This is a genomic window from Clostridium sp. UBA4548, assembly GCF_002387895.1.
Lineage (GTDB): Bacteria > Bacillota > Clostridia > Clostridiales > Clostridiaceae > Clostridium_J.
This window is the reverse complement of the sequence record NZ_DGLI01000025.1, coordinates 152,739-175,900: the sequence shown is the minus strand read 5'-3', so window position 1 is coordinate 175,900 and position 23,162 is coordinate 152,739. Positions and strand designations below refer to the sequence as shown.

Annotated in this window: 25 protein-coding genes and 1 pseudogene; 2 read left to right on the top strand and 24 right to left on the bottom strand. The window is 29.7% G+C overall.

What is annotated here, in order from left to right; genetic code table 11:
* Window positions 1–64 precede the first annotated feature (64 nt).
* From B3040_RS10325 to B3040_RS10260, 15 genes and pseudogenes are all read right to left on the bottom strand, one after another.
* Complete coding sequence (locus B3040_RS10325) at window positions 65–526, bottom strand: DUF3888 domain-containing protein (protein WP_291572919.1); 462 nt, start codon at window positions 524–526, stop codon at window positions 65–67.
* Window positions 527–1,117: 591 nt separating this feature from the next.
* Complete coding sequence (locus B3040_RS10320) at window positions 1,118–1,375, bottom strand: hypothetical protein (protein ID WP_291572917.1); 258 nt, start codon at window positions 1,373–1,375, stop codon at window positions 1,118–1,120.
* A 256-nt stretch (window positions 1,376–1,631) separates the two neighbouring features.
* On the bottom strand, window positions 1,632–2,141 hold the full coding sequence (locus B3040_RS10315; protein WP_291572914.1) for a hypothetical protein: 510 nt from the start codon (window positions 2,139–2,141) through the stop codon (window positions 1,632–1,634).
* 655 nt (window positions 2,142–2,796) lie between these two features.
* Entirely contained in the window at window positions 2,797–3,246 is a 450-nt protein-coding gene (locus tag B3040_RS10310; RefSeq protein WP_291572911.1) for a GNAT family N-acetyltransferase, read from the bottom strand.
* 216 nt (window positions 3,247–3,462) lie between these two features.
* Window positions 3,463–3,648: a hypothetical protein gene (locus tag B3040_RS10305; RefSeq protein WP_291572908.1), complete on the bottom strand. Its 186-nt coding sequence runs from the start codon at window positions 3,646–3,648 to the stop codon at window positions 3,463–3,465.
* A gap of 439 nt (window positions 3,649–4,087) precedes the next feature.
* A complete protein-coding gene (locus B3040_RS10300; protein WP_291572906.1) occupies window positions 4,088–4,513 on the bottom strand; it encodes a hypothetical protein in 426 nt (141 codons plus the stop codon).
* Window positions 4,514–4,584: 71 nt separating this feature from the next.
* A complete protein-coding gene (locus B3040_RS10295; RefSeq protein ID WP_291572905.1) occupies window positions 4,585–5,082 on the bottom strand; it encodes a hypothetical protein in 498 nt (165 codons plus the stop codon).
* Window positions 5,083–5,368: 286 nt separating this feature from the next.
* Window positions 5,369–5,569, bottom strand: coding sequence for a hypothetical protein (locus B3040_RS10290; protein ID WP_291572903.1), 201 nt, complete (start codon window positions 5,567–5,569; stop codon window positions 5,369–5,371).
* A gap of 196 nt (window positions 5,570–5,765) precedes the next feature.
* Window positions 5,766–6,005, bottom strand: a complete 240-nt coding sequence (locus B3040_RS10285; RefSeq protein WP_291572901.1) for a hypothetical protein — start codon at window positions 6,003–6,005, stop codon at window positions 5,766–5,768.
* Window positions 6,006–6,121: 116 nt separating this feature from the next.
* Window positions 6,122–6,748 carry an RHS repeat-associated core domain-containing protein gene (locus B3040_RS10280; protein ID WP_291572899.1) on the bottom strand — a complete coding sequence of 209 codons (627 nt, stop codon included), beginning with the start codon at window positions 6,746–6,748 and terminating at the stop codon, window positions 6,122–6,124.
* Entirely contained in the window at window positions 6,742–6,894 is a 153-nt protein-coding gene (locus B3040_RS10275) for a hypothetical protein (protein WP_192812667.1), read from the bottom strand. Before B3040_RS10275 ends, B3040_RS10280 begins: the two co-directional genes overlap by 7 nt.
* 64 nt (window positions 6,895–6,958) lie before the next feature.
* Window positions 6,959–7,051: pseudogene (locus B3040_RS19570) on the bottom strand (IS200/IS605 family transposase); the annotation flags it as partial.
* A gap of 226 nt (window positions 7,052–7,277) precedes the next feature.
* The gene (locus B3040_RS10270) at window positions 7,278–8,555 is read right to left on the bottom strand and encodes an FAD-dependent oxidoreductase (RefSeq protein ID WP_291572894.1); all 1,278 of its coding nucleotides are present in this window, start codon (window positions 8,553–8,555) and stop codon (window positions 7,278–7,280) included.
* Window positions 8,552–9,547, bottom strand: a complete 996-nt coding sequence (locus B3040_RS10265) for a sulfide/dihydroorotate dehydrogenase-like FAD/NAD-binding protein (RefSeq protein ID WP_291572892.1) — start codon at window positions 9,545–9,547, stop codon at window positions 8,552–8,554. Before B3040_RS10265 ends, B3040_RS10270 begins: the two co-directional genes overlap by 4 nt.
* Window positions 9,548–10,417: 870 nt before the next feature.
* Window positions 10,418–11,521, bottom strand: coding sequence for a D-alanyl-D-alanine carboxypeptidase family protein (locus B3040_RS10260; protein WP_291572891.1), 1,104 nt, complete (start codon window positions 11,519–11,521; stop codon window positions 10,418–10,420).
* Window positions 11,522–11,626: 105 nt separating this feature from the next.
* Between B3040_RS10260 and B3040_RS10255 the strand changes: the two genes are divergently transcribed.
* Together B3040_RS10255 and ytfJ are read left to right on the top strand one after the other, a co-directional pair.
* On the top strand, window positions 11,627–12,217 hold the full coding sequence (locus tag B3040_RS10255; RefSeq protein WP_291572889.1) for a DUF2953 domain-containing protein: 591 nt from the start codon (window positions 11,627–11,629) through the stop codon (window positions 12,215–12,217).
* The gene (gene ytfJ, locus B3040_RS10250) at window positions 12,210–12,683 is read left to right on the top strand and encodes a GerW family sporulation protein (protein WP_291572887.1); all 474 of its coding nucleotides are present in this window, start codon (window positions 12,210–12,212) and stop codon (window positions 12,681–12,683) included. Before B3040_RS10255 ends, ytfJ begins: the two co-directional genes overlap by 8 nt.
* A gap of 70 nt (window positions 12,684–12,753) precedes the next feature.
* Here ytfJ and scpB read toward each other — a convergent pair whose 3' ends face one another.
* The 9 genes from scpB to spo0A form a co-directional block, all read right to left on the bottom strand.
* Window positions 12,754–13,344, bottom strand: coding sequence for an SMC-Scp complex subunit ScpB (scpB, locus tag B3040_RS10245; protein ID WP_291572885.1), 591 nt, complete (start codon window positions 13,342–13,344; stop codon window positions 12,754–12,756).
* A gap of 1 nt (window position 13,345) precedes the next feature.
* Window positions 13,346–14,086, bottom strand: a complete 741-nt coding sequence (locus B3040_RS10240; protein WP_291572883.1) for a segregation/condensation protein A — start codon at window positions 14,084–14,086, stop codon at window positions 13,346–13,348.
* A gap of 512 nt (window positions 14,087–14,598) precedes the next feature.
* Entirely contained in the window at window positions 14,599–15,798 is a 1,200-nt protein-coding gene (locus tag B3040_RS10235) for a D-alanyl-D-alanine carboxypeptidase family protein (protein WP_291572881.1), read from the bottom strand.
* 101 nt (window positions 15,799–15,899) lie between these two features.
* Window positions 15,900–17,204, bottom strand: a complete 1,305-nt coding sequence (locus tag B3040_RS10230) for a pyrimidine-nucleoside phosphorylase (RefSeq protein ID WP_291572879.1) — start codon at window positions 17,202–17,204, stop codon at window positions 15,900–15,902.
* Between the two features lie 132 nt (window positions 17,205–17,336).
* Window positions 17,337–18,155, bottom strand: a complete 819-nt coding sequence (locus tag B3040_RS10225; protein ID WP_291572877.1) for a purine-nucleoside phosphorylase — start codon at window positions 18,153–18,155, stop codon at window positions 17,337–17,339.
* An 84-nt stretch (window positions 18,156–18,239) separates the two neighbouring features.
* The gene (locus B3040_RS10220; RefSeq protein WP_291572875.1) at window positions 18,240–19,055 is read right to left on the bottom strand and encodes a purine-nucleoside phosphorylase; all 816 of its coding nucleotides are present in this window, start codon (window positions 19,053–19,055) and stop codon (window positions 18,240–18,242) included.
* Window positions 19,056–19,085: 30 nt separating this feature from the next.
* On the bottom strand, window positions 19,086–20,258 hold the full coding sequence (locus B3040_RS10215) for a phosphopentomutase (protein ID WP_291572873.1): 1,173 nt from the start codon (window positions 20,256–20,258) through the stop codon (window positions 19,086–19,088).
* A gap of 867 nt (window positions 20,259–21,125) precedes the next feature.
* The gene (gene spoIIM, locus B3040_RS10210; protein ID WP_291572871.1) at window positions 21,126–21,767 is read right to left on the bottom strand and encodes a stage II sporulation protein M; all 642 of its coding nucleotides are present in this window, start codon (window positions 21,765–21,767) and stop codon (window positions 21,126–21,128) included.
* Window positions 21,768–22,193: 426 nt separating this feature from the next.
* A complete protein-coding gene (gene spo0A, locus B3040_RS10205; RefSeq protein WP_291572868.1) occupies window positions 22,194–23,009 on the bottom strand; it encodes a sporulation transcription factor Spo0A in 816 nt (271 codons plus the stop codon).
* Window positions 23,010–23,162 lie beyond the last annotated feature (153 nt).

Sequence of the window (23,162 nt, the reverse complement as noted above, 5' to 3'; positions counted from 1 at the left end):
TTGTTTTTCACAATAAGGACATATAGGTATAGACTCATTTGAATTTATAACTTGTTAGTCCTATTTACAATTTTAGATCTTTATAGTACTCCTCTAATTGTGGTGGTAGTGGAAAGCTTTTTATATGTTTAAAGCTTATAACTTTAGGATTATTTTCTCCTATTTTTATTACTATTTCATCAAGTCCAACTGTATTGTGTGCTCCCAAAAAGGGGTCTACTTGAAGTTTAATTAAGAAATTGAAAGAACGATACTCTGATCTTTCTATTTCTAAAAATTCTATAGATGACAAGTCATATTGAAGAAGCATACCATATTGCTTAGAAATTTCCTCTGTAATGTATGGTTCAATGAGTACTACAATAATATCTTTATATAATTCTTCAACTGATCCTTCTTCTGGGGTATATTTATAAGGAATTCCTTGTTTCACATCAATGGTTGGTTTTAAAGTAAGTGCTCTAACACTTGTAGGAAACCATGATATAGAAATTACTGTACATAAAATTATAAATACCTTCTTCATCTTACTTCACTTCTTTCTGTAGTTATCCTTAATAGTATTTATCATTACCTTTCTTTATATTAGCTGCCAAGCTATTTTTTACAATAAAGGTTATTTGGAGTTTTCTAGAAAGAAAGTAACTTAAATGTAGCAATATATATACTTCGATTCTACATGATCCATTTATAGCAAAAAATTTGCACAGGTCAATTTGTCACGTGCAAATTTAGTGATGAAACTTTACTATAACTTTGCGTTAGTAAATTTGTCCAATGCAAAATCAGTTTCTAAACTTAATATTTAATATCATTATTAATAACAAATTCTGTGCAAATATCTCTTGTTAGCATATTTACTAAAGGAATCTGCTGCAGTAGTTGAAACAACTAAAAATACATATGATCAGTTTTAGTTTAGAAGGTACATTGCTACCTTCTTTTTGTTTTGCAAAGAATTAGTGATGTGCTAGATTACTAGCTATTTCTAATATTGTAGTTTCTTATTCTAAGATATGAAAATTCCAAGAAAGCTACAACTATTTATACTAAGCTTAAAACATTTTAATACTGTAATTAAGTCGCTTGTTAAGAAAAGTGTGTCCTGATTATATAACTATTGAATATCTTTAAAAACATTCAATACAGTTCCACTTATTGCCATTATTAATCCCACAACAACTCCAAATAGAATATCATTTAAGTTTAAATAGTCTCTTAATAAATCCCATAAACACATAGCTCCTATTAGAATAATACATTTAGTTATTTTTTTTAGATTAAACTTACTTATATATACTTCAATAGGTTTTCCAAATTTACTAAATAGTACAGTAAATATAATGTATGAAAAAAGTATTGTTAAAATAGTCATAAATATTCCCCCTTTAAATTTACATCCTTATAATAATTTATATGGTTAACCTCTAAAAAAATATATATAATTCACAACAACTTACTCATATGACACAATAATATACAATGTTCTCTTAACCCTTACCACTAATTACACTCACTTACAAAAATTATGGTTACTTCTTTGTAACGAATTAACGTAACTATGTTAATGATTTAGTTTATAGGTATACAAAGCAAAATGATTTTCATTTAATGGCTGTACCTTGATGAACCTAGTCCTGAACTTTTAAATTTTTTCCTTCAGCAACCCTATTAATTATTCCTTCAGGTAGTCTCATATAGGCCCATGAATCCATAGCCCTTGGAACAGCAAATTCAGCATCATCAACCTTTAAAATACCTAGTTCAGTTTTTTTACCATCGACAACAATGACATATGGTATTCCGATTATCCCCTTCTTGTACTCTCTTCCTGGAATCTCATTACCACCAATATCTTTTTCCCTCTTAAAATCCCTTTGCTTAACAAAAAAAATATTATCACCTTTTTTTACTACACATATATCGTAAATAGTGTAATTATAGAATAACTCAGGTGATTTGCTCTCAATTTTATATTCTTCTCCCTTGTATTCAAATTTTAAAACTCCATCCCTTTTATCACTATATATTAATGGATTTTCTAAGCCAGTCCCATTAACTATTATAAAATTCTTTTTTGTCTTTAATTTATTATCATCCATAGCTTCAATATCGCTAGATTCTAAAATCGGTTTATCCATAAGGATAATTTTATCAAGATTTAACTCATTCCAATGCTCATATACAGAGCTGTAAGTATCCGATAATTTTGGGAGAAATACCTCTATCTTTTTATCCTTATTTTTTGTAACTTCTGAAGAATTAGAGGAATTATCTACACTTGAATTACATCCCTATAAAATGAGCACTGCTGATAATAGAAAAATAAATATAACCCATTTTCTCATTTTGCTCCTCCCCTAAGTTAAATTTGTTATTGAAGAATATTCTACTAGTTTGACCTTAAATAAACCCTTGTGCATTTCCTCTTTAATACTATTTTACCATATAGTTACTGTGATAATATCCATATATTTTCACTGCTTTCATAAAAATTAAATCAAAGACAATTTACAACTAAGACTTAAAGCTGATGAAAGCTATAGCTAGGAATTTTCTACCTATTAGTTGAGTTTAAGTTTTACGATACATAAAAATAAGCCACTGAGAAAAAGTGTCCTAGCGCTTCAGATGCTTGGATATCTTTTTCTTAGTGGTTGCTTAAATGTTCTCATTAGTCGAGTCTATATACGGAACCCATTATATTAATAGGATGCCATTAAGTGGATATTTGAGAAACATGGGAAAGTTAAAACCAAATACTCCAACTCTTTAAATTAGAAATTTATTACACATTTATATACTTAAATGATATCTCAATGCATCTTCAGTAGGGTTATCATAATATCCCTTAAAAATTTCTACATTTCTGAAATCAAAATCACTAAATACTTTTTGCATTGGATAGTTTGTAACTCTTGTCTCTCCTCTAAAATCCTTCATTCCTTCTTTTTTCATCTCATTTATCATTGTTTCAAATAATTTATGAGCTAATTTTTGTCCTCTAAAAGAACTTTTAGTTCCTATATTAGTAATTTTAACGTAATTTTTTTCTTTTCCCCAGTTGTATATCATTAAGTATGCAATTAATTCAGTATTTTGTTTTACTAAGTAAATAATATTATGTTCTAAATCCCCTAAAATTGTTTGCCATAATTCATTATCCCAACTATCTGCTCCAAAACACTCTTTATCTAACTCTAGTAATTCATTTTTATCCTTTAAATTAAACTTAACTATCTCCATAAATTATCCCCCTTCAAATTGCTACTTATCTTGATTTATGACTCTTTTGTTTATCCACTATATTAGAAAGTAAGCTCTTCACAGTGTTTTATATTGCTTATATAAGCTTTATTCACTAGTACAAATAATATGTTGATGCTACATAACCCTCATAGTTTTATAATTTTAAATTAATCATAATTCTATGAATAAAACATGATTTAAGAAAAACATTAATTAACTTCTATTTTTTGAGTATAGTTTTATTTGTTCACATTGAGGACAAATCTCAACATAAATTTTGTTTTCTAATTTTTCAAAGCCCTTTTGTTGTTTAGCTATTTTTAACCATCCATGAAGATTATCATTTATAATAGCAAAGCCTTGTTCCATTGATACATTACAGTTTTTACACTTATTCATATCTTCTTCCATTTATAGCAATTAATTTGATTCCAATAAAATATAGTGTTGTCTTACCCCTTAACCCTAATTATATCCAATTACAAAAATTATGGTAATTTCTTTGTAACGAATTAATATAAACTATGTTAATCATCTGTTTTATAGGTATATCCACCAAAATAATTTCCATTTAATAGCTGTACTTTGATGAACCTAATCCTGGACTTTTAAATTTTTTCCTTCAGCAAATCTATTAATTATTCCTTCAGGTAGTCCCATATTCGTCCATGAATCCATAACCCTTGGAACAGCAAATTCAGCATCATCAACTTTTAAAATACCTAGTTTAGTTTTTTTACCATCGCCAACAATGACATATCGAATGTTCTGACAGAGTATTGGCCTGATATCGGATCAAATACATACTCGTAAAACTTTTCATTATATTCTATCCTAATCACATCATCATATTTGACAAAGTAATTTGCATGCACTTGTTTTTTTGTTTATATGACTGATTAACCTCAATTGTATTTGTTATCCTTGATTTAGCATCTTTTATTACAATCTCACGAGCATCTTTTAGTGTATATTGAGGTCGAAATAAAAATATAGTTATTATAATCGCAGCTCCAGTAAATATTAATATCAATGGTGTATAATTAATTATTTTACTTGGTTTATATTTCTTGCTAAATACTTTCATTGCTACAGAAACTATCAAAAAAGTTAAAGAAGTTGCTGTATAGCTAAAAGTCCCTCCATAAACACGATATATAATAAAACTTGAGAATAAAATTAAAACTGCTAAATCAATAATTCCATCGAAATCAAACTTATTAGCATATTCCTTCATAATATTTTTAAATGTTATTTTTTTCATAACTCCTACCTCAAATTCATAAAAGTAGACCACCAAAACTATTGCTCGTTGGTCTTTTAGTTTTTAAATTTTTAATCTCGTATTATATAGCATATATTAAATAATATTTTACCTTCATCTAATAATTTTAAGTATTCCGTGAAAGATACTGTTCCACAAACTATTTCTTTATTATTGCTTTGATAATTTGCCAATATCATTATTGTTTTTGTTTGGGAGGTGTTAATTAAATTTCTAACTATTTTCTCAAAATCTTCTCGATATTCTCTCCTTATGATTAGAGGTGTTAAATCATATTTCACATCCTCATCCTTTATCCAATACGGCATCTCAATATCTCTCTCATCTTTCTCAAAATCAGAATCGCAAATGGTGTAAGCATTAAATAAACCATTACTTTCTTTTACCATAGAATACAATGCACCATCAGTACCCATCATGAAAGGCCAAAGCTCTCTATATCTATAAAATTCATCTTCAATTTCATTCTTAAGTTGTATTGAAGATTGAAAATCAGTATGATATAACGTCTCTTGCTTAATGACTAATAGTTTTAAATCATATGACATATTATCCCTCCTACTTTGGTATAAATGATTGAATATCCCATTCAGTTTTATGTTGCAGCTATTATAAATCTGCTATTCATACACTATTTCCATTATTAAATCATTATAATAAACTATACTTTCTAGGTGAAATTTAAAATATAACCTATTTCTTTAATACAATTTTGCAAATTTATTTATCATGAAATAAATTTACATTGTCATCATATAATTCACACACTTTGAACTGTATTCCTGACTCTTCCGTAAGTATATATGCACACCCTTCATGTGAAACTCCATAAAACTAGCAATTCTTACTCTTAAAAAGGGATACATCATCTGGACTATCTGGATACTTCCAATCAAATAATCCATTTGATTCCACTAAATATTGCTTTATTTTATCACATACACCGTAAATACATATATCAATACTGGTATATTTGCCATAAAAAACTACCTTTCTACTTGTCCACTCTGTAGGTGAATTCATTTTCTTAATCAAATTATGTCCCTCGATTTTTTTTATTACAAGAGTCTTTCCTGTAATTCCACACTTACCTTGCTGCCTATAAATAACGATATTTTGTTGTCATTATATTCCAAGATTTCACCTACGGCAGGATTAATTAATCCCATACTTTGGCGTTAGTATAATTTTGCACATAAATTACTTTTCACCTATAATCTGTAGTTTTAATTTACATACTCAAAGAGTGAACTTGACACTCTTCCTCATTAGTTGACTTTTTTCTTCTTTTGTATTTACTAATCACCTTATTAAATAAATCAAACTTTATGAACACAATCCCAATAAAATATGCTATCATTAATAACACTATCAGTACTGTACTAAAAGAATTAGATAATAAAGAAAAATTAGTTAACATTGCTACTATAAATAAAAGAAGAATACATATTACTGAAATAGTTTTATACATAATTTTCATCTCCTAAACTCACAGTTTATACTATAATTACTTTTAGAGTAATTTTTAATCATCTGTACCACTATTTATTTTAGCAATTGCTCTTTACTAGTATAATTACCTCTACTTCATTTTTTTATATCCTCATCTGGTAGACGCTTTGGCAGTATTCCTTTTGGCCTAGCAACCGTATTCTCATATAACCATGTAATTTCTGCATCCCATGCCATTAGCACTCCCTGTACTTGCGCTAATTGTGAAACCGCTATATATTTTACCGCAGTGCAAAACACTTCAGTAAGTAATTTATCTATACTTTTTTCAGAGAAGTTATTATACATTTCCTCTGTCTCTTCACGCATAGTGTACACAGGTCTAAATCCATTTCTATCACTCATTCTAACAGGATTATTTTTTGTATAAGCAAACATATTATGTCCAAGAAGTTCTTCAGTTTGTCCTATAATACCATCAGCATTAATAAATCTTCCCCACTCTGGATTATAGTATCTACTCTGCAAATAATACAATCCAGTCTCGGTATCATACCTATATCCTCTATATCTATAAGGATTCTTATATCCTACATGGGTTGTATTGTTTGTTATATTCGCACCAGTAGCATCCTTTATAGATATTAACTTACCCCATGAGTCATAGGTGTAAGATACCACTTGAGTTCCTGCCTTATCTATTAATTCAATTATATCACCTTGGGCATTTCTTACATAGAAGTATTCTGTAGGAGTTACCAAGTAGTTCCAGAAAATTTTGTGCTTATATTCATAGACACGAGCTTACCAGCACTGTCATAAGTATAATATACATTATCTGTACTATTTGTTTCAAAGTCTACTTTATCTCCACAGGACTTTCCATTTGTCATTGTATCTATTCTCAATAATTCATAAAAAATCTTTAGACATTAAGTCAACCCCACCAGTAAAGTGGGCAATAAATTATCTTTAACTTATTTGTTCACCAGCAATACCTTCTTGTAATTGATTTTTTATATATGTTTCTGTCACCCTTCTATTTCTACCTACTGTGTCTATAAAATTATACTAACACCACAATACTTATGGTTATCTTTAAATATTTATAACAATATATAGTGTTTATGCGTGTTTCATAGGATTTCTATTAAATTAGCTTAATTCTTCCCTTACAAATTACATACCTCTTTATAGAAATGTATCCTTAGTTATCCCATATTTCCACCAGCTTCTTTCCCTAAAAACCTAAAGGAGCAGAAACTCCTAACATTTCTGCTCCTTTAAGTTCTTATATTAACTTTTGATTAAATATATTATCTAAGTTTACTTTTTTCACTCTGTTTTTGATTTCTTCACTATCTAAAGTGTATAATCCTAAATCCTTCATCCTTTGGAAATATTCTGCTCCTGCAAAGGTGTATCTGTTTCTTCTGCCTTCTTTGGTCATTACTTTTTCATTGGCATAAGCAATTATATCTCCAATGACAAGAAGTCTTGGTAATATGAGTAGTGGCATTCCTAGTTGACTTCTCACTGCATTATAACCAGCTAGAGAGCCTGTTGCAATGGCTTCTGTGTGTCCAACGAACAAGCCACTTTTTTCTCCTCCGCAGAATAGATTATCTAGTCCTACTACTCTTAAGTCGTCGGTTCTTGGAGCTACTGATAGGTACCTTATAGAGTTTCCCTTTCCACCAGCGTATGGGTCTACAAACTTAGCATCCTCAAGACCTGGAATTTTTCTAAGCTTTTCTAAGGGATAATAGGAAGTCATAAGTTTTGCATGTCCTGTATCTAGTAGTACTATATTTTCAGCGAACTCTTTAAGTGCATATTGCTGACATACCTTTTGTTTTAGCTTATCTAAGTTTATGTCCTCCTGTGGAACTTTTAAAACTACTACACCCTTTTCGTCTAATTCTTTTATAATTTCCTGTGATAAAGTTTCCTTAGCTAGTTTACAGGAACCACTGAAAGCTCCATAAGTATCTTCATCTCTTTCACCTTTTATATCTTCAATGCCAGCTCTATAACTTACACTTATTCTTGGTCCAAAAGCAGGACATCTTAACACACACATCGAGCATCCATTGCCATACCTTAAGCAGTTTCCCATTGGTCCTGTGGATCCTGTGGTTTCAACAAATACCTCTCCTTCTACAAAGGTTCCATCTGATAAATACACACCTTTTATTTTATTGTCATATCTTTCTACATCTACTACCCTGGTAACCATATTTAATTTTATTCCTAAATTTAATAAGTGTCTTCTAACTGCAGGCTCAATTTTATTTACATCATATAACCAGGCATGTTCATGTCCAGGAAAATCCACATTTTTATGTCTTGTAGTGGCATCTGTAATATTTATTAAATCTCCTGCTCCAAGAGCTATAAGTTCTTCAGCTGCAGTGTATCTGCCGTTATTTCTCATGATTCCGCCTACATTACCTACTCCAAGTAATAAGTCAGTCTTTTCTATTAATATTACTTCGGCCCCTGCTTTTCTAGCTGTTATGGCAGCACCACAACCAGCCCATCCTCCGCCAATTACTACTACCTTCAAAATAGTCTCCTCCCTTCAAATACATATTTAGGGTCAGTTTGCATTTTACAAAGTCTTCTTAACTTTTCATCATTGTTCATAATTGTGCAGCACCCACATACGCCTTCACCACAGCACATTTTCTCATTGTTACAGCAAGAAAAGTGAATTTTTTTATTTAATGATTCTACAATCTTCATTACTTGATAATTAAGAATATCTGCTCCATCACAGTGAACTAATGATATATCTTTAATTGAAATAATTTCCCAAAGAAGCTTTCTACACTCGGGGCTTAAAATTCCACCTTGAAGTAAAGTATTGCATTCTAATACCTGACAATCGTTGTGCTTCAAGATATCCTGAATAAAAATATTCTCAAAGGGCTTTTTATCAACAATCACTATTATTTCATTACCATTTTGTTTTAATTTTTCGATTACTGGTACCATAGGAGCTTGACCTATTCCCCTTGCAATAAGTAAACAAACCTTGTTCTTTGTTTCTAAAAGGGCTTTAAGTCCTAATATTCCGTTCCAAAATGGACCTTTCACAAATATATTTTGTCCAACCTCTAATTCATCTAAGGCTTTAGTTTTTACCCCTTTTATCTCCATAGTTAGGGTAATAGTTTCCTCTGCGGTATCACAGTTCATAACGCATATAGGAGTATCGAAGGTAGATCCACAATCTGGTCTTCTTACAAATACAAAGGAACCTGGATTTACTAAGTCACTTATCAACTTGTCACTAACCTTTATTTTAAAAGTTAACATTTTGTCTTCTATTTTTTCTTTACTAAGGATTTTACAGCATTGATACTTTCTTCCTGCCTTCGCCTTGAAATTATTTTGAACAAACTCTTGATAGATGCAAACTCCGTTCCAATTACAACAGTCACAAAAGTCCTTACCATCTAAATGAGAGCACAAAATACAATTACCTGACTCAGCTAGATGACACGGACAATATTCACTGCCACAATCTATGCAATTATATGGTTCATAACTCATGCTTAGCCCTCCTAGCTTACTATACTATTAGAATATTTAAGTTCCTTATAAATGTTACTGCAAACCAATAGTTAACCTAGACTATTATAGTTATGGGCTTTAGTATCCTAAATAAAATCTTACCCTTTACATAAAACTACCTTAAGATTAACCCTAAGCTTTAGAAACAAGTTAAATAAAAACCTATCCTAGTAGCCTATATTTCTTATTAACTCTTATGAATTTAACTCTATTGACAGGGCCAGTGTTTTATTTTTTTAAAAATAGTCCATATAATTCTTTAAAACTCTTATACATTGTAAACTTATACCATTAAAATTTTAAAGAACAAAAGCGTGTATTCACACAGCCTTTTAAATAGTAGTGGCTACTTGCATATTTTTGCATCCATGTTGAACCCTAGTGTTTCTAGGCTTCCATGAACTTTTTGACGCAAAAAAGTTGAGTTTCCTATATAATAAAAATAAGCTGTTGACAATTCCTTGTCACCAGCTTATTTTTCCTTCATATTTATAACTATTGAAGTAAATACCTATTCTTTAAACTACCTTAATAAATAAATTTTAACAACATTTTAGAAACTTTAAGTCTGCACCTTCTTAAGTGGCAATTACTCAGTCTAGATAAGTTGCTTTGGCGCAACAAATTGATGTTTGTTCAGAAACGCAGTTTATTCATAAATATCTATTTGTTTAGTCTAAATTTTCTTCAAAAGTTGTTAAGAAAATGAACTTGTTCATTATTTAATATATAGAATGGAATAAAGAAACTACACTAATAATAAGCCTACTTTTGCATTCTCTTTCATACAGCTTGCTTTTAATTTATTTAGTAATGTAGGAATACTGTTACAACTTTTATATATTTATGTTAAAAAACCTCTTTAATATATTCAACTATACTTTTACTTTCAAAGCTATCTTTAGCCCTTAAGGGATACTTCATAAGGACTTCCTTTTCACTAGTAACTAGTAACATCCCTATATTATCCCCTTGTTTTATAAATTTCTTTAAAGGCTTCTTAGGAATTTGTATCTCTTTACTTATAACTTGATTTTTTCTAACTGGAACTACAATATCTTTTGGGCTAATAAGATCTACTTTATTTTTTTCGTTCTTAACACAAACTTCACCTAAAACTTCATCTTTGGAAACTATCTTTTGAAAATTATAGTTTTCCTTTACAAAATCATAAATTCTTTTTGTTTCTTCCCATCTATTATTACAATTTAAAGTTACAATGATAATATCACTATTTTCGTATTTAATAGAACTTACTAAGCACTTCCCTGCATTTCCTGTATATCCAGTCTTAACACCATTAGCTTCTGGAACTTGGTATAAGATTTTATTTATATTTTGAAAACTTCTGGTAAATCCATTTTCTACACCATCAACTAACTTTGCTGAAACAATATCATTAAACTCTTTTATTTCTTTAGCCTTCATGGTTGCAAGAGCTAAATCATAAGCTGAGGAATAATGATACATACTATCTAATCCATGAGGTGACTCAAAATGGCTATCCATAAGACCAATTTCAAGTGCATACTCATTCATGAGTTTGCAAAAATTTTCAATAGATCCGCTGAGTCCTTCTGCAATTGCAATAGCACAGTCATTTCCAGATTTTAGCATTAAACCATATAGCAATTCCTTTAAAGAAACCTTTTCCCCACTTTTGTATCCCACCTTGGAACCTCTAATTGAAGCCGCATTTTTAGATATTTCAAACTTCTGTTCTAAATCACCGTATTTCAGTGCTACTAAACAAGTTATGATTTTAGTGGTACTAGCCATTGGAATAACTTTATGGCTATTTTGGTCAAATAAAACTATACCAGTATTACCATCAATAGCAATAGCTGCTACTGCATTAACTCGCAAAGGCTTACTATAAACTTCAATTGAAAAACTAGTTAATAAAAACACCATAGTAAGCACTGAGTAAAACTTTAAAAATTTATTTTTCATAATTTCACTCCTTACATTAAATTTAACATGATAAAATTACCAATTTTGTATATACCATACTTTAGTGGATATAATATTAAATATAAAATTTTTGGAGGGCTAATTTTGAAAACTTTGCTTGTAATTTTATTTATTATATTAACAATATTATTGTTACCTATTCCTCTCAAAATAACACTGAATTATTCTGGTAAAAAAGCTCACATAAAAATTTATGGAAAAGAATTTAATATAACTAGAAGAATAAAGAAAAAGATAAAAAAAGCCTCAATTAAAACTAGTGAAAAAATTGAAGAGGATATTATACATAAAGATTTGGTAAATCCACATAATGCTAGAAAAATCATAACTATATTAAGAAAAAACAAATTTAAGTTATCCCTTAAAGTAAAATTTAATATTAATTATGCTCTAGAAGATGCCGCTCATACAGCCATTTTATACGGTTTATTGCATCAATTTACCAGTTTTATTTCTAGCGGCTTAAGCTTATTTTTTAATTTAAAGGATTTTAAATCAGAAATAAAACCCACATATAACAATTTTTACTTTAATTTTGAAATAAATAGTATAATTTTCATTAATTTTGCAAAACTTATCTATATATGCATTATTATTATCTACAATTTAAAATTTGGGTCAAGAAAATTAAAAGTACCTAAGGCCAAATATAAGGAGGAAGTTCAAAATGGATAATCATCCAATAGAAAATTTAATGAAAAGCACAATGGAAAGCATTAAGGATATGATTGATGTAAATACAGTGGTAGGTGAACCTGTCACCGCCTACGACGGAACAGTAATAATTCCTATCTCAAAGGTTTCTTTTGGCTTTGCCTCAGGAGGAACAGAATTTGAAAACACAAGAGAAGTTGAAAAGGCTAACAGACACCCTTTTGGTGGGGGTTCAGGAGCAGGTATATCAATTAGACCAGTAGGTTTCTTAGTTGTAAGAGGCGACTCAATAAGAATGCTTCCAGTAGATCAGCATAGTACTTATGACAAAATTGTTGACACAATCCCTCAACTTATGGATATGTTTAAAGATATGTTTAAGAAGGATAAAGATAACGAGAGTGATAAAGAATGCTGTGACGAAACCATTGTAAAAGATCCTTCAAAGGGAACAGTACCTTTTAACCCATGTGATCCAGCTGAATAACACTATAAATACAATTAAAAGACTGTTTTAATGCAGTCTTTTAATTGTATCCTCAATTATCTTTTAAGAGCTAAAGAGTTTCATCATCTATGTCAATATCTTTTACAAAGTCTTCTAAGGATGGTAGTTGATCTAAATTATTAAAATTAAAGTGTTTCAAGAATTCATCTGTGGTACTATACAAATTTGGTCTTCCTACTACTTCCTTTTTACCAATCTCTTTTATTAAACTTTTTTCAACAAGAGTAGTTATTGCTCTATCACTTTTTACTCCTCTAATCTCTTCTATTTCAACCCTAGTGATTGGTTGTTTGTAGGCAATTATAGCAAGTGTTTCTAAAGCTGCTCTTGATAAGGATTGTCTTATATTAGTTTTTAAAAGTTTTTGTATATGTTCACTATTTGCTGGCTTAGTAACCATTTGATATTCGCTATTGGTATTGATTATCCTTACTCCTCTACTTTTATCTTCCTCAAAAGTTTTTGTTAGGTCACCCATAAGCTTTTCAGTAAATTCAATGGATCCCTCAATAATTGAAGCTATAGTATTAATATGTAATGGATCTCCACTCGTAAATAATAAGGATTCTATTATTGAATAATAAACATTCTTATAGGAAGTGTCTTCAATTTCTAATTGCTCTAAATTAAATTCATCCATGCTATTCAATCCTTTCTATGTAAATATCTTTAAAATTACCCTCTTGAATTACTTTTACATTTTTTAATTTAATTAGTTCTAATAGTGCCAAAAAGGTTACTATAACTTCTGTTTTACTCTTGTAGCTCATTATAATGTTGGTAAAATGAACCTTAGGATTTATATTCATAATATTTTTAAGCTCATCCATCTTATCCTCTATTTTATAAACTTCCATTTTGATTTTATCTTCAATGGTTGCTTCTGTGTTAATTTTGCTTAAATAGATATTCATTAACTCATTGTATAGATTATACAAATCTAACATAGTAATATTTTTCAGTAAATCCGCTGTGGTTTCTTTGTGATTTTTTTCTTCAATAATCTCAGGTTTTTTGCTAAACATTATACCTGTCTCTTTTTCTCTTTCAAGGAGAAATTCCGCAGCTACTTTAAATTTTTTATATAATAATATCTTGTCTATTAACTCTTTTGTTGCATCCACTTCATTTTCTTCTTCATTTTCGACTTTAGGCTTAGGTAATAAAATTTTAGATTTAATTTCTATTAAAGTAGCTGCAATAACAATAAATTCAGAGGTTATATCCAAGTCCATATGTTTCATTTCTTTTAAATAATCTAAATACTGATTTGTAATTTCTAAAATCTTAATATTATATATATCCATTTCATTTTTTTTAATTAAATGTAATAGTAAATCAAATGGCCCTTCAAAATTTGTTATTTTAATACTAAGTGACATATTAAACTCCCTAATTTAGATAAATTTCTTTAATATATGCATGATTAAGTTTTTATATTGATAATTAAAGTTAGAAAACACCTGAAGGGTTAACTAAACTAAGTTTCCTGAAGGCTCTTGTACACCATACATTAAGCTTTGATATGAAAAGCCTATATTAAAGTTTCATTTTATTATAACTTATTTTTTTATAAAATTCACCCTAAATCTAACCAGTAGCAATATATTACTTTAACAACCTTTTGAAATCTTTAATTCTGTCTTCTTTGAATTTATTTTATTTAGGTTGTTAAAAAATCTATAAAAAACACCGCTTTTTCACAAAACAAAACTCCTAGTTTTTCAAGCCTAGGAGTTTTAAATATTCATTAAGTTAAACTATTCTTTTATATATTAGTTATAAAGGTACATCAATGAAACTTTCTTTAAATCTAGTTTCAATTTTGCATTTTTTTATAGAACTGATTGAAAGTTTTTTAAAGGTATTATTGTACTCTCCATATATTTATGGACTATATAGCATTATCGAAAATTTCTGTAAGAATATTTTTCATGTTATTTAAGAACTGAGATTGTTTTACTTCTCTATCACTATATAGTTCTATTTTCTTAATTAACTTATCTCCTACATATATTTCACAATAGCCTACTATATCTCCCTCTTTAATACCCTTTAAGTTTGGATCTATAGTAACTTTTTTATTTATTTGATCCTCTGTTCCTCTTTCAATAGTTACTTTAACATCATCTTTAGCCTTAGCTATATAGAATTTTTCACCTTTTTTATCTAAAGGAACTTTTTCAACTTCTGAGTCCTTGGCAATAATATTCTTGCTTTCAAACTTAGCAAAGCCATAATCCATAAGTTTGCTAGCATCTGCATTTCTTTGTTTATAACTTGGAGCTCCCATTATAACAGCTAGCATCCTTACATCATTTCTCATTGCTGTAGCTGAAATACAGTACATTGCCTCTTGAGTGAAGCCTGTTTTAAGTCCATCACAACCCTTGTAGAATCTTACTAACTTGTTATGGTTAACAAGCTCTATAGGAGATTTTCTACCATCACTTATTGTTTCCATATAAATTGATGAGTATTTTAGTATTGTTGGATGTTTAAGTAATTCCATAGACATTAGTGCAATGTCATTAGCAGTAGACAAGTGTCCATCTGCACTTAACCCAGTACAATTTTTAAAGTTTGTATCATTCATACCTAGTGCTTTAGCTTTTTCATTCATTTTAACAACAAAAGCTTCTTCACTACCCTCTAAAAATTCTGCCATAGCAACTGCTGCATCATTTCCAGATGCTATTGCGATACCTTTTAAAATTTCTTCTACTGTCCTAACTTCACCAGTATCAAGAATCATACTACTTCCACCCATAGATTTAACTTTTTCACTACAAACAATTTTATCAGTTAGTTTAACTTTGCCACTATCTATGGCTTCCATAGCTAATAGCATTGTCATTATCTTTGTTACTGAAGCAGGCGCAAATTTTTCCTTTGAATTTTTTTCATAAAGAACTTTTCCTGAAGTTGGTTCTATTAATAGTGCTGACCTAGCATCTGGCTCAAAACCTACTGAGTTTGTACTAGGAGCATTTTCCTTTGCCTTAGGTTCAAAAGCCTTTACAGGCACCACAAAAAGTTGTAGTGAAAATATCATTGATAGTAATAAACTAAATATTGCACTTTTCTTTTTCATAGCTTACCTCCATTTAATTTTTTATAGAATTATTTTTACCTAAAGCCTCACATATTATCCAAAAATATAAAAAGTCAGATTTAAAAAATCTGACTTTTCAACTAATCTACAATATGATGTATAAGAGGAATATTATCTACATAATTTGGAGAAATTACATAGTTATTTAAAATATCCTTCTTAGCTTTTTCAATGTTATTCTCATCATTGCTGTGTATATAAGCTATTACATCGCCCTTAATTACCTGTTCTCCTCTTTTCTTATTAAGAACAATTCCCACTGCTAAATCAATTACACTTTCCTTAGTTGCTCTTCCTGCACCAAGTTCCATTGCAATTAATCCAATACTTTCTGCATGTATTTTTTCAACAACTCCATCTTTATCTGCTAATACAGGAATTATGTATTTTGCTTTAGGAAGTAAATTTGTATCATCAATACAAGCGGTATCTCCACCTTGAGCTTTAACAAATTCTTTTAATTTAGCTATTGCAGTTCCTGAGGTTATAGTTTCCTCAAGTTTAGTTCTTGCTTCCTCAACATTTTCTGCTGCACCAGCTAAAGTAACCATGTAGCTTCCGAGAGTTAAGCAAAGTTCTACTAAGTCTTTAGGTCCATTTCCCTTTAAGGTGTTTATAGCTTCTTCAACCTCTAAGGCATTACCAATGCCAAGACCTAAAGGTTGATCCATATCTGAAATTATAGCTACGGTTTTTCTTCCTACATTAGTTCCGATGCTCACCATTTCAGTTGCCAACTCCTGAGCAGCTTCTGGTGTCTTCATGAATGCACCTTCACCAACTTTAACATCTAAAACTATGCAATCTGCCCCTGCTGCAATTTTTTTGCTCATTATACTTGAAGCTATAAGGGAAACATTATCAACAGTTCCAGTAACATCTCTAAGAGCATAAAGTTTTTTATCTGCTGGTGCTAATTCACCTGTTTGACCACCAACAGCAATTTTTATGTTATTTACGTTATTTATAAATTTCTCCCTTGGCATTTCAACTGAGAAACCTTTAAAAGATTCAAGCTTATCTATAGTCCCGCCTGTATGTCCAAGCCCTCTACCAGACATCTTAGCTACTGGTACACCTAACGCAGCAACCATAGGTCCTAACACTAAAGTTGTAGTGTCACCTACTCCCCCAGTACTATGCTTATCAACTTTAATTCCATTAATTTCACTTAAGTTAAGAATATCTCCAGAATTAACCATTGCCATAGTTAAATCTGCAGTTTCTCTTCCATTCATTTTTTGAAAGTAAATTGACATTAATAAAGCCGATACCTGATAATCTGGAATTTTACCCTTAGTATATTGTTCTATGAAATAGTTTATTTCTTCTGTTGTTAATTCCTTGCCATTTCTCTTTTTTAAAATTAAATCATACATTCTCATAGTAATTGTTTTTAGAAAATCTAAAAACATCCACCTCCTATCTAAACATACATAATTAAATAATCCAACCTTCTTTTATATTATAAGTTGAATGAAATTTTTGCCTAAATATATCTAATTAAAAAACAAATCCTACATTTTTTCTATTATTTCTTTTACTAGGGATATAAATTTAGCCATTGCCTTATTTGCTGTTTCCACCACTCTTGAGTGATCAAGTGGTTCTAAGCTATCTCCAATTGCCATATCTGTTATACAAGAAATTCCTAAAACTTTCATTGACATGTGGTTAGCAACAATAACTTCTGGAACAGTAGACATTCCAACCGCATCTCCACCAATTAATCTTAACATCTTAAGTTCTGCTGCAGTTTCATAAGTTGGTCCTGAAACAGGGCAGTAAACACCTTGCTGTACCTTTATATCTAAGGCTTTTGCACTGCTTAAGGCTAATGCTATTAATTGTTTATTATAGGCTGAAGACATGTCAGGAAATCTTGGTCCTAGTTCTTCATAATTTACTCCTATTAAAGGATTAGCTCCCATCATATTAATATGATCTGTAATTATCATTAAATCTCCTGGTTCAAAAATTGGATTCATTCCTCCAGCAGCATTTGTAATAATTATATTCTCAATGCCTAAGGCTTTAATAACTCTCACTGGAAAAGTTACAGTTTGCATATCATAGCCCTCATAGTAATGGAATCTACCATTCATTGCAAGAACTGTTTTTCCACATAATTCACCTATTATAATTTCTCCAGCATGGCCCTTTACAGTGGATTCTGGAAAACCTGGAATATCAGAGTATTTGATAACCTTTTGATTTTCAATATCCTTTACAATTCCACCTAATCCACTTCCAAGTATTATGGCAGCCTGAATTTTTTCGCTGTGCTTACTAAGAATAAAGGCTTTTGCTTCTTCTATTCTTTTTAATAAATCCATGATAAAAACCTCCCTATAAACTAAAGTTATGTGCCTAAACACATATTCCTTCTCAAAGGAGAAGGAATATGTATAATTATATAGTTACATTTTTTCTATGATATCATTTACTAAAGAAATAAACTTGCTTTTTACTCTTGTAGAAGTTTCAATAACTTCTTCATGATTTAATGGCTGATCTAGTATTCCTGCTGCCATGTTTGTAATACATGATATTCCAAGTACTCTTAAACCACAATGTCTTGCAGCAATAACTTCTGGAACTGTAGACATTCCAACTGCATCTGCTCCTAATATTCTAGCCATTCTAACTTCAGCTGGTGTCTCGTAAGTTGGACCTGTAAACATCATATAAGTTCCTTGTTTAAGATCTATATTTAATGAGTTTCCAACTTCTTTTGCAAGCTTCATATATTCTCTATCGTATGGAGCTGACATATCTGGGAATCTTGGTCCAATCTCCTCATCATTCTTTCCTATTAGAGGATTAGTTCCTGCAAAGTTAATGTGATCATTAATAATCATTAAATCTCCTGGAACGAAATCAGTGTTAGCACCACCACACGCATTAGTAACTATTAATGACTTAACTCCAATATACTTCATTATATATATTGGTAGTGCAAGTAAATTCATTTTATGACCTTCATAATAATGGAATCTTCCTTGCATCATTATAACTTTTTTATCTCCTAATCTTCCAACTACAAATTGACCAGCATGACCATGTACTGTAGATACTGGTAAATTAGGTACTTCTGAATATTTAATAACAGTTCTTTCCTCTAAAGTATCCGCCATATCGCCAAGACCTGATCCTAGTATTACACCTATTTCAGGTTCAAAGTTTAATTTGCTTTTTACATATTCAACACTTTCTTTTATCATGCTTAAATCCATAATTATCCTCCTAAAATCCTTTGTAAATTATTATTTTATCATATCTGCAAAACTTTTTCCTACTAATTCATTTTCAACATTTAGCAATTCTAGTATAGTTTTTCCTATATCACTGAAACACTGACGAGTTCCAATATTAATATTTTGTTTAATATTCTTTCCATATACAAGAACAGGTATATACTCTCTTGAGTGGTCTGTACTTTCAGTTGTTGGGTCACAACCATGATCTGCTGTTATGATGAGTATATCCTCTTGCCCTAAAGCCTCTATTATTTCGGGAAGTCGGTTATCAAATTCTACTAGAGCATTTGCATAGCCTTCAACATCGTTTCTATGTCCAAATTTCATATCGAAATCAACTAAGTTAGAAAATATTAATCCCGTTTTATCATTTTTCATAAATTCTAGTGTTTTATCAACACCATCCATATTATTTTTAATGGTTATAGAATCAGTAACCCCTTTACCAGTAAAAATATCCTTTATTTTTCCAACTGCCATAACACTTTGGTTAGCTTCACTAATATATTCCATCATAGTTTTGTTAAAAGGCTCTATAGCATAATCATGTCTATTAGAAGTTCTTGTGAAGTCTCCTTTATTTGTACCTAAAAATGGTCTAGCAATTACTCTACCCACCATTTTATCTCCTACAAGCATTTCTCTAGCTATTTCACACATCTTGTATAACTCAGGAATTGGAATTATTTCTTCATGAGCTGCAATTTGAAATACACTATCTGCTGAAGTATATATTATAGGGTATCCAGTTCTCATATGCTCTTCACCAAGGTCTTCAATAATAGCAGTACCTGATGCTACTACATTGCCTAGAGTTTTTCTTCCAATCTTACTCTCAAACTCCTCAATTATCTCTCTTGGGAAACCTTCAGGATAAGTATTTAAAGGTGTTTCTAAAATAACCCCTGCAATTTCCCAATGTCCAGTAATGGTATCCTTACCTTTTGATAACTCAGCACATTTTCCATAGGAACCTGATGGATTGTTATTTTTATCAAAACCAACCATACCATCTATATTTCCCAATCCCATAGCTTCTAAATTGGGTAAAGAAAAACCTTTTACTGCCTTTGCAATATTTCCTAGAGTATTGCTTCCCTCATCACCATATGACTTTGCATCTGGCAAGGCTCCAATGCCTACACTATCTAGAACAATCAAAGTAACCTTTCTATTCATATTATCTTCCTTCCTTCTTACTTAATACTATTTAATATTAATATTCTCTTCATTTTAGTTTTGCATACCAAGTAAAAATATTATATAGATTTTCTTAGAGTTTTGTGACTTTTTTATTAGTTTTTATTTATATAAGTTTCAATATTATTTTACATTGTAAGATAATGTTGGGAAACTTATATAAAAGACAATGTAAGATATAATTATATATATCTATGCAATAGCTTTATTTTGTTCTATCTATTTCTAATAAATCCCTGATAGCATGTACAAAAATATATATTAATAAATAAATGATGTGCCTATCTATTAAACTATTAAAACGTTCTAGGTATAGAACTAATTTTATAGAGATAATAGTGGCACTTCTTTAAGGTTAACTAAATATTTATAAATTTTAAGATTTCCTGTAATAGGTCTTTATATCTAAACTCCTATTACATAACTAAAATTTTATATAATGATTTACTTAATAGTAATAAATCATTGTAATGATAAATTATAAAGGCAAAGCTTAATTAATTTATCATTATATATAAGTTGCAATAATATTTCTACATTGCAAGATAATTTGAGGAAACTTATATAAAACACGATATAAAATAGAATTAAATATCTCTATGGCATTCTATATAAATTACCTATCTTATTAGTACTTTAAAAGTATAAACATAATTATACAATATTTCTAATTGTTTGTTAATAGTTTTTGAAACAAGAATGCTATTTTGATAGATATTAGAATCACGAGTTATAAAATCCAGGAAGCTATCTACTAAGTATGGTAATATTATACCCATAATTATTAAAATTAGTAAAGACTCAAAATAAGAAATCAAGAACTTCTTTACATCACTTGTCATATAATTAAACGCCTACGCCTTTTAATGCAAATCTAATTAGTGATGGTGTCACGAAAGCTTCCAATAAAAATCCAACTGTCATAATTGCCATAATACATATAAAAGATAAGGTATAGCTAGCAATACTATTTCCTTTATATCCTTTATAATTTTTATTTAATTTTTCCTTTAACATATTTAAGGAAAATTGAATAGATAGAACTGATGCAAAAATTACACATGGAATGTATATAATATTTTGTGGTACAACCCCTAACACTGCTAACAAAAGACCTCTATCTTTTAAACTATATACAAAAAAACTTATAGTAAAACCTATGGAGAAACCTTTAAATATGCTTAAAACTAATATAACAGGTATACCAACTATAGTTAGTCCTAAAAACCAATATCCAATAATTATTGGAAGATTACTTTTTACTGCCTCAAAAAATATTGCCTTATTATTTATGCCTTCTAGTGTGCTTGATTTACTTAGAGATGTTACATAATTAATTAAGCTACTCTTGTCGTTATTGCTCATATATTTTACACTATAAATACCTAAAATCACCCCTGTACATAAAAACAGAATAGTCAATAAGTACATCCAAAAATTCTCTCTAAAATGTTTATTAAAGTTATCTATAAGGTTTCTAATTGTCATAAATATTTCCCCCTTAGTTTTTAACTATGAATTAGTTCATATCTATGACAATAATAATGGAAATATACCTATAAATTTTCAAATAATGGACAAGTTCATTTTATAGCTCGGCTTTGAAAGGAGGTTTTAACTGAACAAAGGTATCTTTGTGTCCAAACTGCATTTGTTACACCAAAGCAATTTACCTAGTCCTGGGAGCTGTAAGGCTATTAAGCAGCCCATAAATACCTTGGTAGACCTGAAGCTTCTAAAACGTGGTTAACTAAAATGCCTTTTATTATTTTTAATTACTTTAAATAATAAAAGGCATCTATATTCTTACTTATATTCAATTTTAATTTAATTACATCTATGGTTTAAAATATCATCAGTTGGTTTAGTCCTACAGCTTTCATACCACTTAAACCTTTAATTCCACTAAACTCTCTAGCTTACTTTGTTTTTTAATCTTAGTTTGTCAGCAACCATAGCAATAAATTCTGAGTTAGTTGGCTTGCCTTTGTCATTGTGTATAGTATACCCAAATAACTTGTTAATTGTGTCTACTTGACCACGACTCCATGCTACTTCTATAGCATGTCTTATAGCTCTCTCAACTCTACTTGCAGTAGTATTATATCTTTTTGCAATACTTGGATATAACTCTTTTGTTACCGCAGATAAAAGTTCAATATCATTAACAACTAAAGTTATTGCTTCCCTTAAGTACATATATCCTTTAATATGTGCTGGAACACCAATTTCATGTATAATACTTGTGATTTCTGCCTCTAAATTCATTGGCTCGTTATTAGATCTAATCTTAATGTCAGACATATCATTTACTACTACAGATCTCTTTTCTTCATCACTTGATATTGTGTTATTAAACATTTGTCTTATTCTCTTAGTAAACACATCCATATCAAAAGGTTTTACTACATAGTAGTCTGCACCTAAGGTTATAGCTCTTTGTGTTATTTTATCTTGTCCTACTGCAGACAACACTATTATTCTTGGCATAGGGCTTAAATTCATTGTGTTTAATTTTTCTAAAACCCCTAATCCATCTAAATGTGGCATAATTATATCTAAAACAATTAAATCCGGTCTTTTTTCCCCAATTAATTTTAAAGCCTCAATACCATCTTTAGCAATTGCTACTACATTGATATCTTTTTGACTTAAAAGATAATCATTTAAAATATTGCAAAACTCCTTATTATCATCGGCTATTAGTACGTTAATACAATTTTGGTCCATTCAATTACTCCCCTTCTACTAAAAATTACCATTTTCTCATATAAACAAATTCGACAAAACTATAATAAATCCTTCTAAAAACAGTAAAAAAATTATTTTTATATAAAAATATTTTTTTAGAAGATCAATATTAAAATAGAACAATAAAAGATG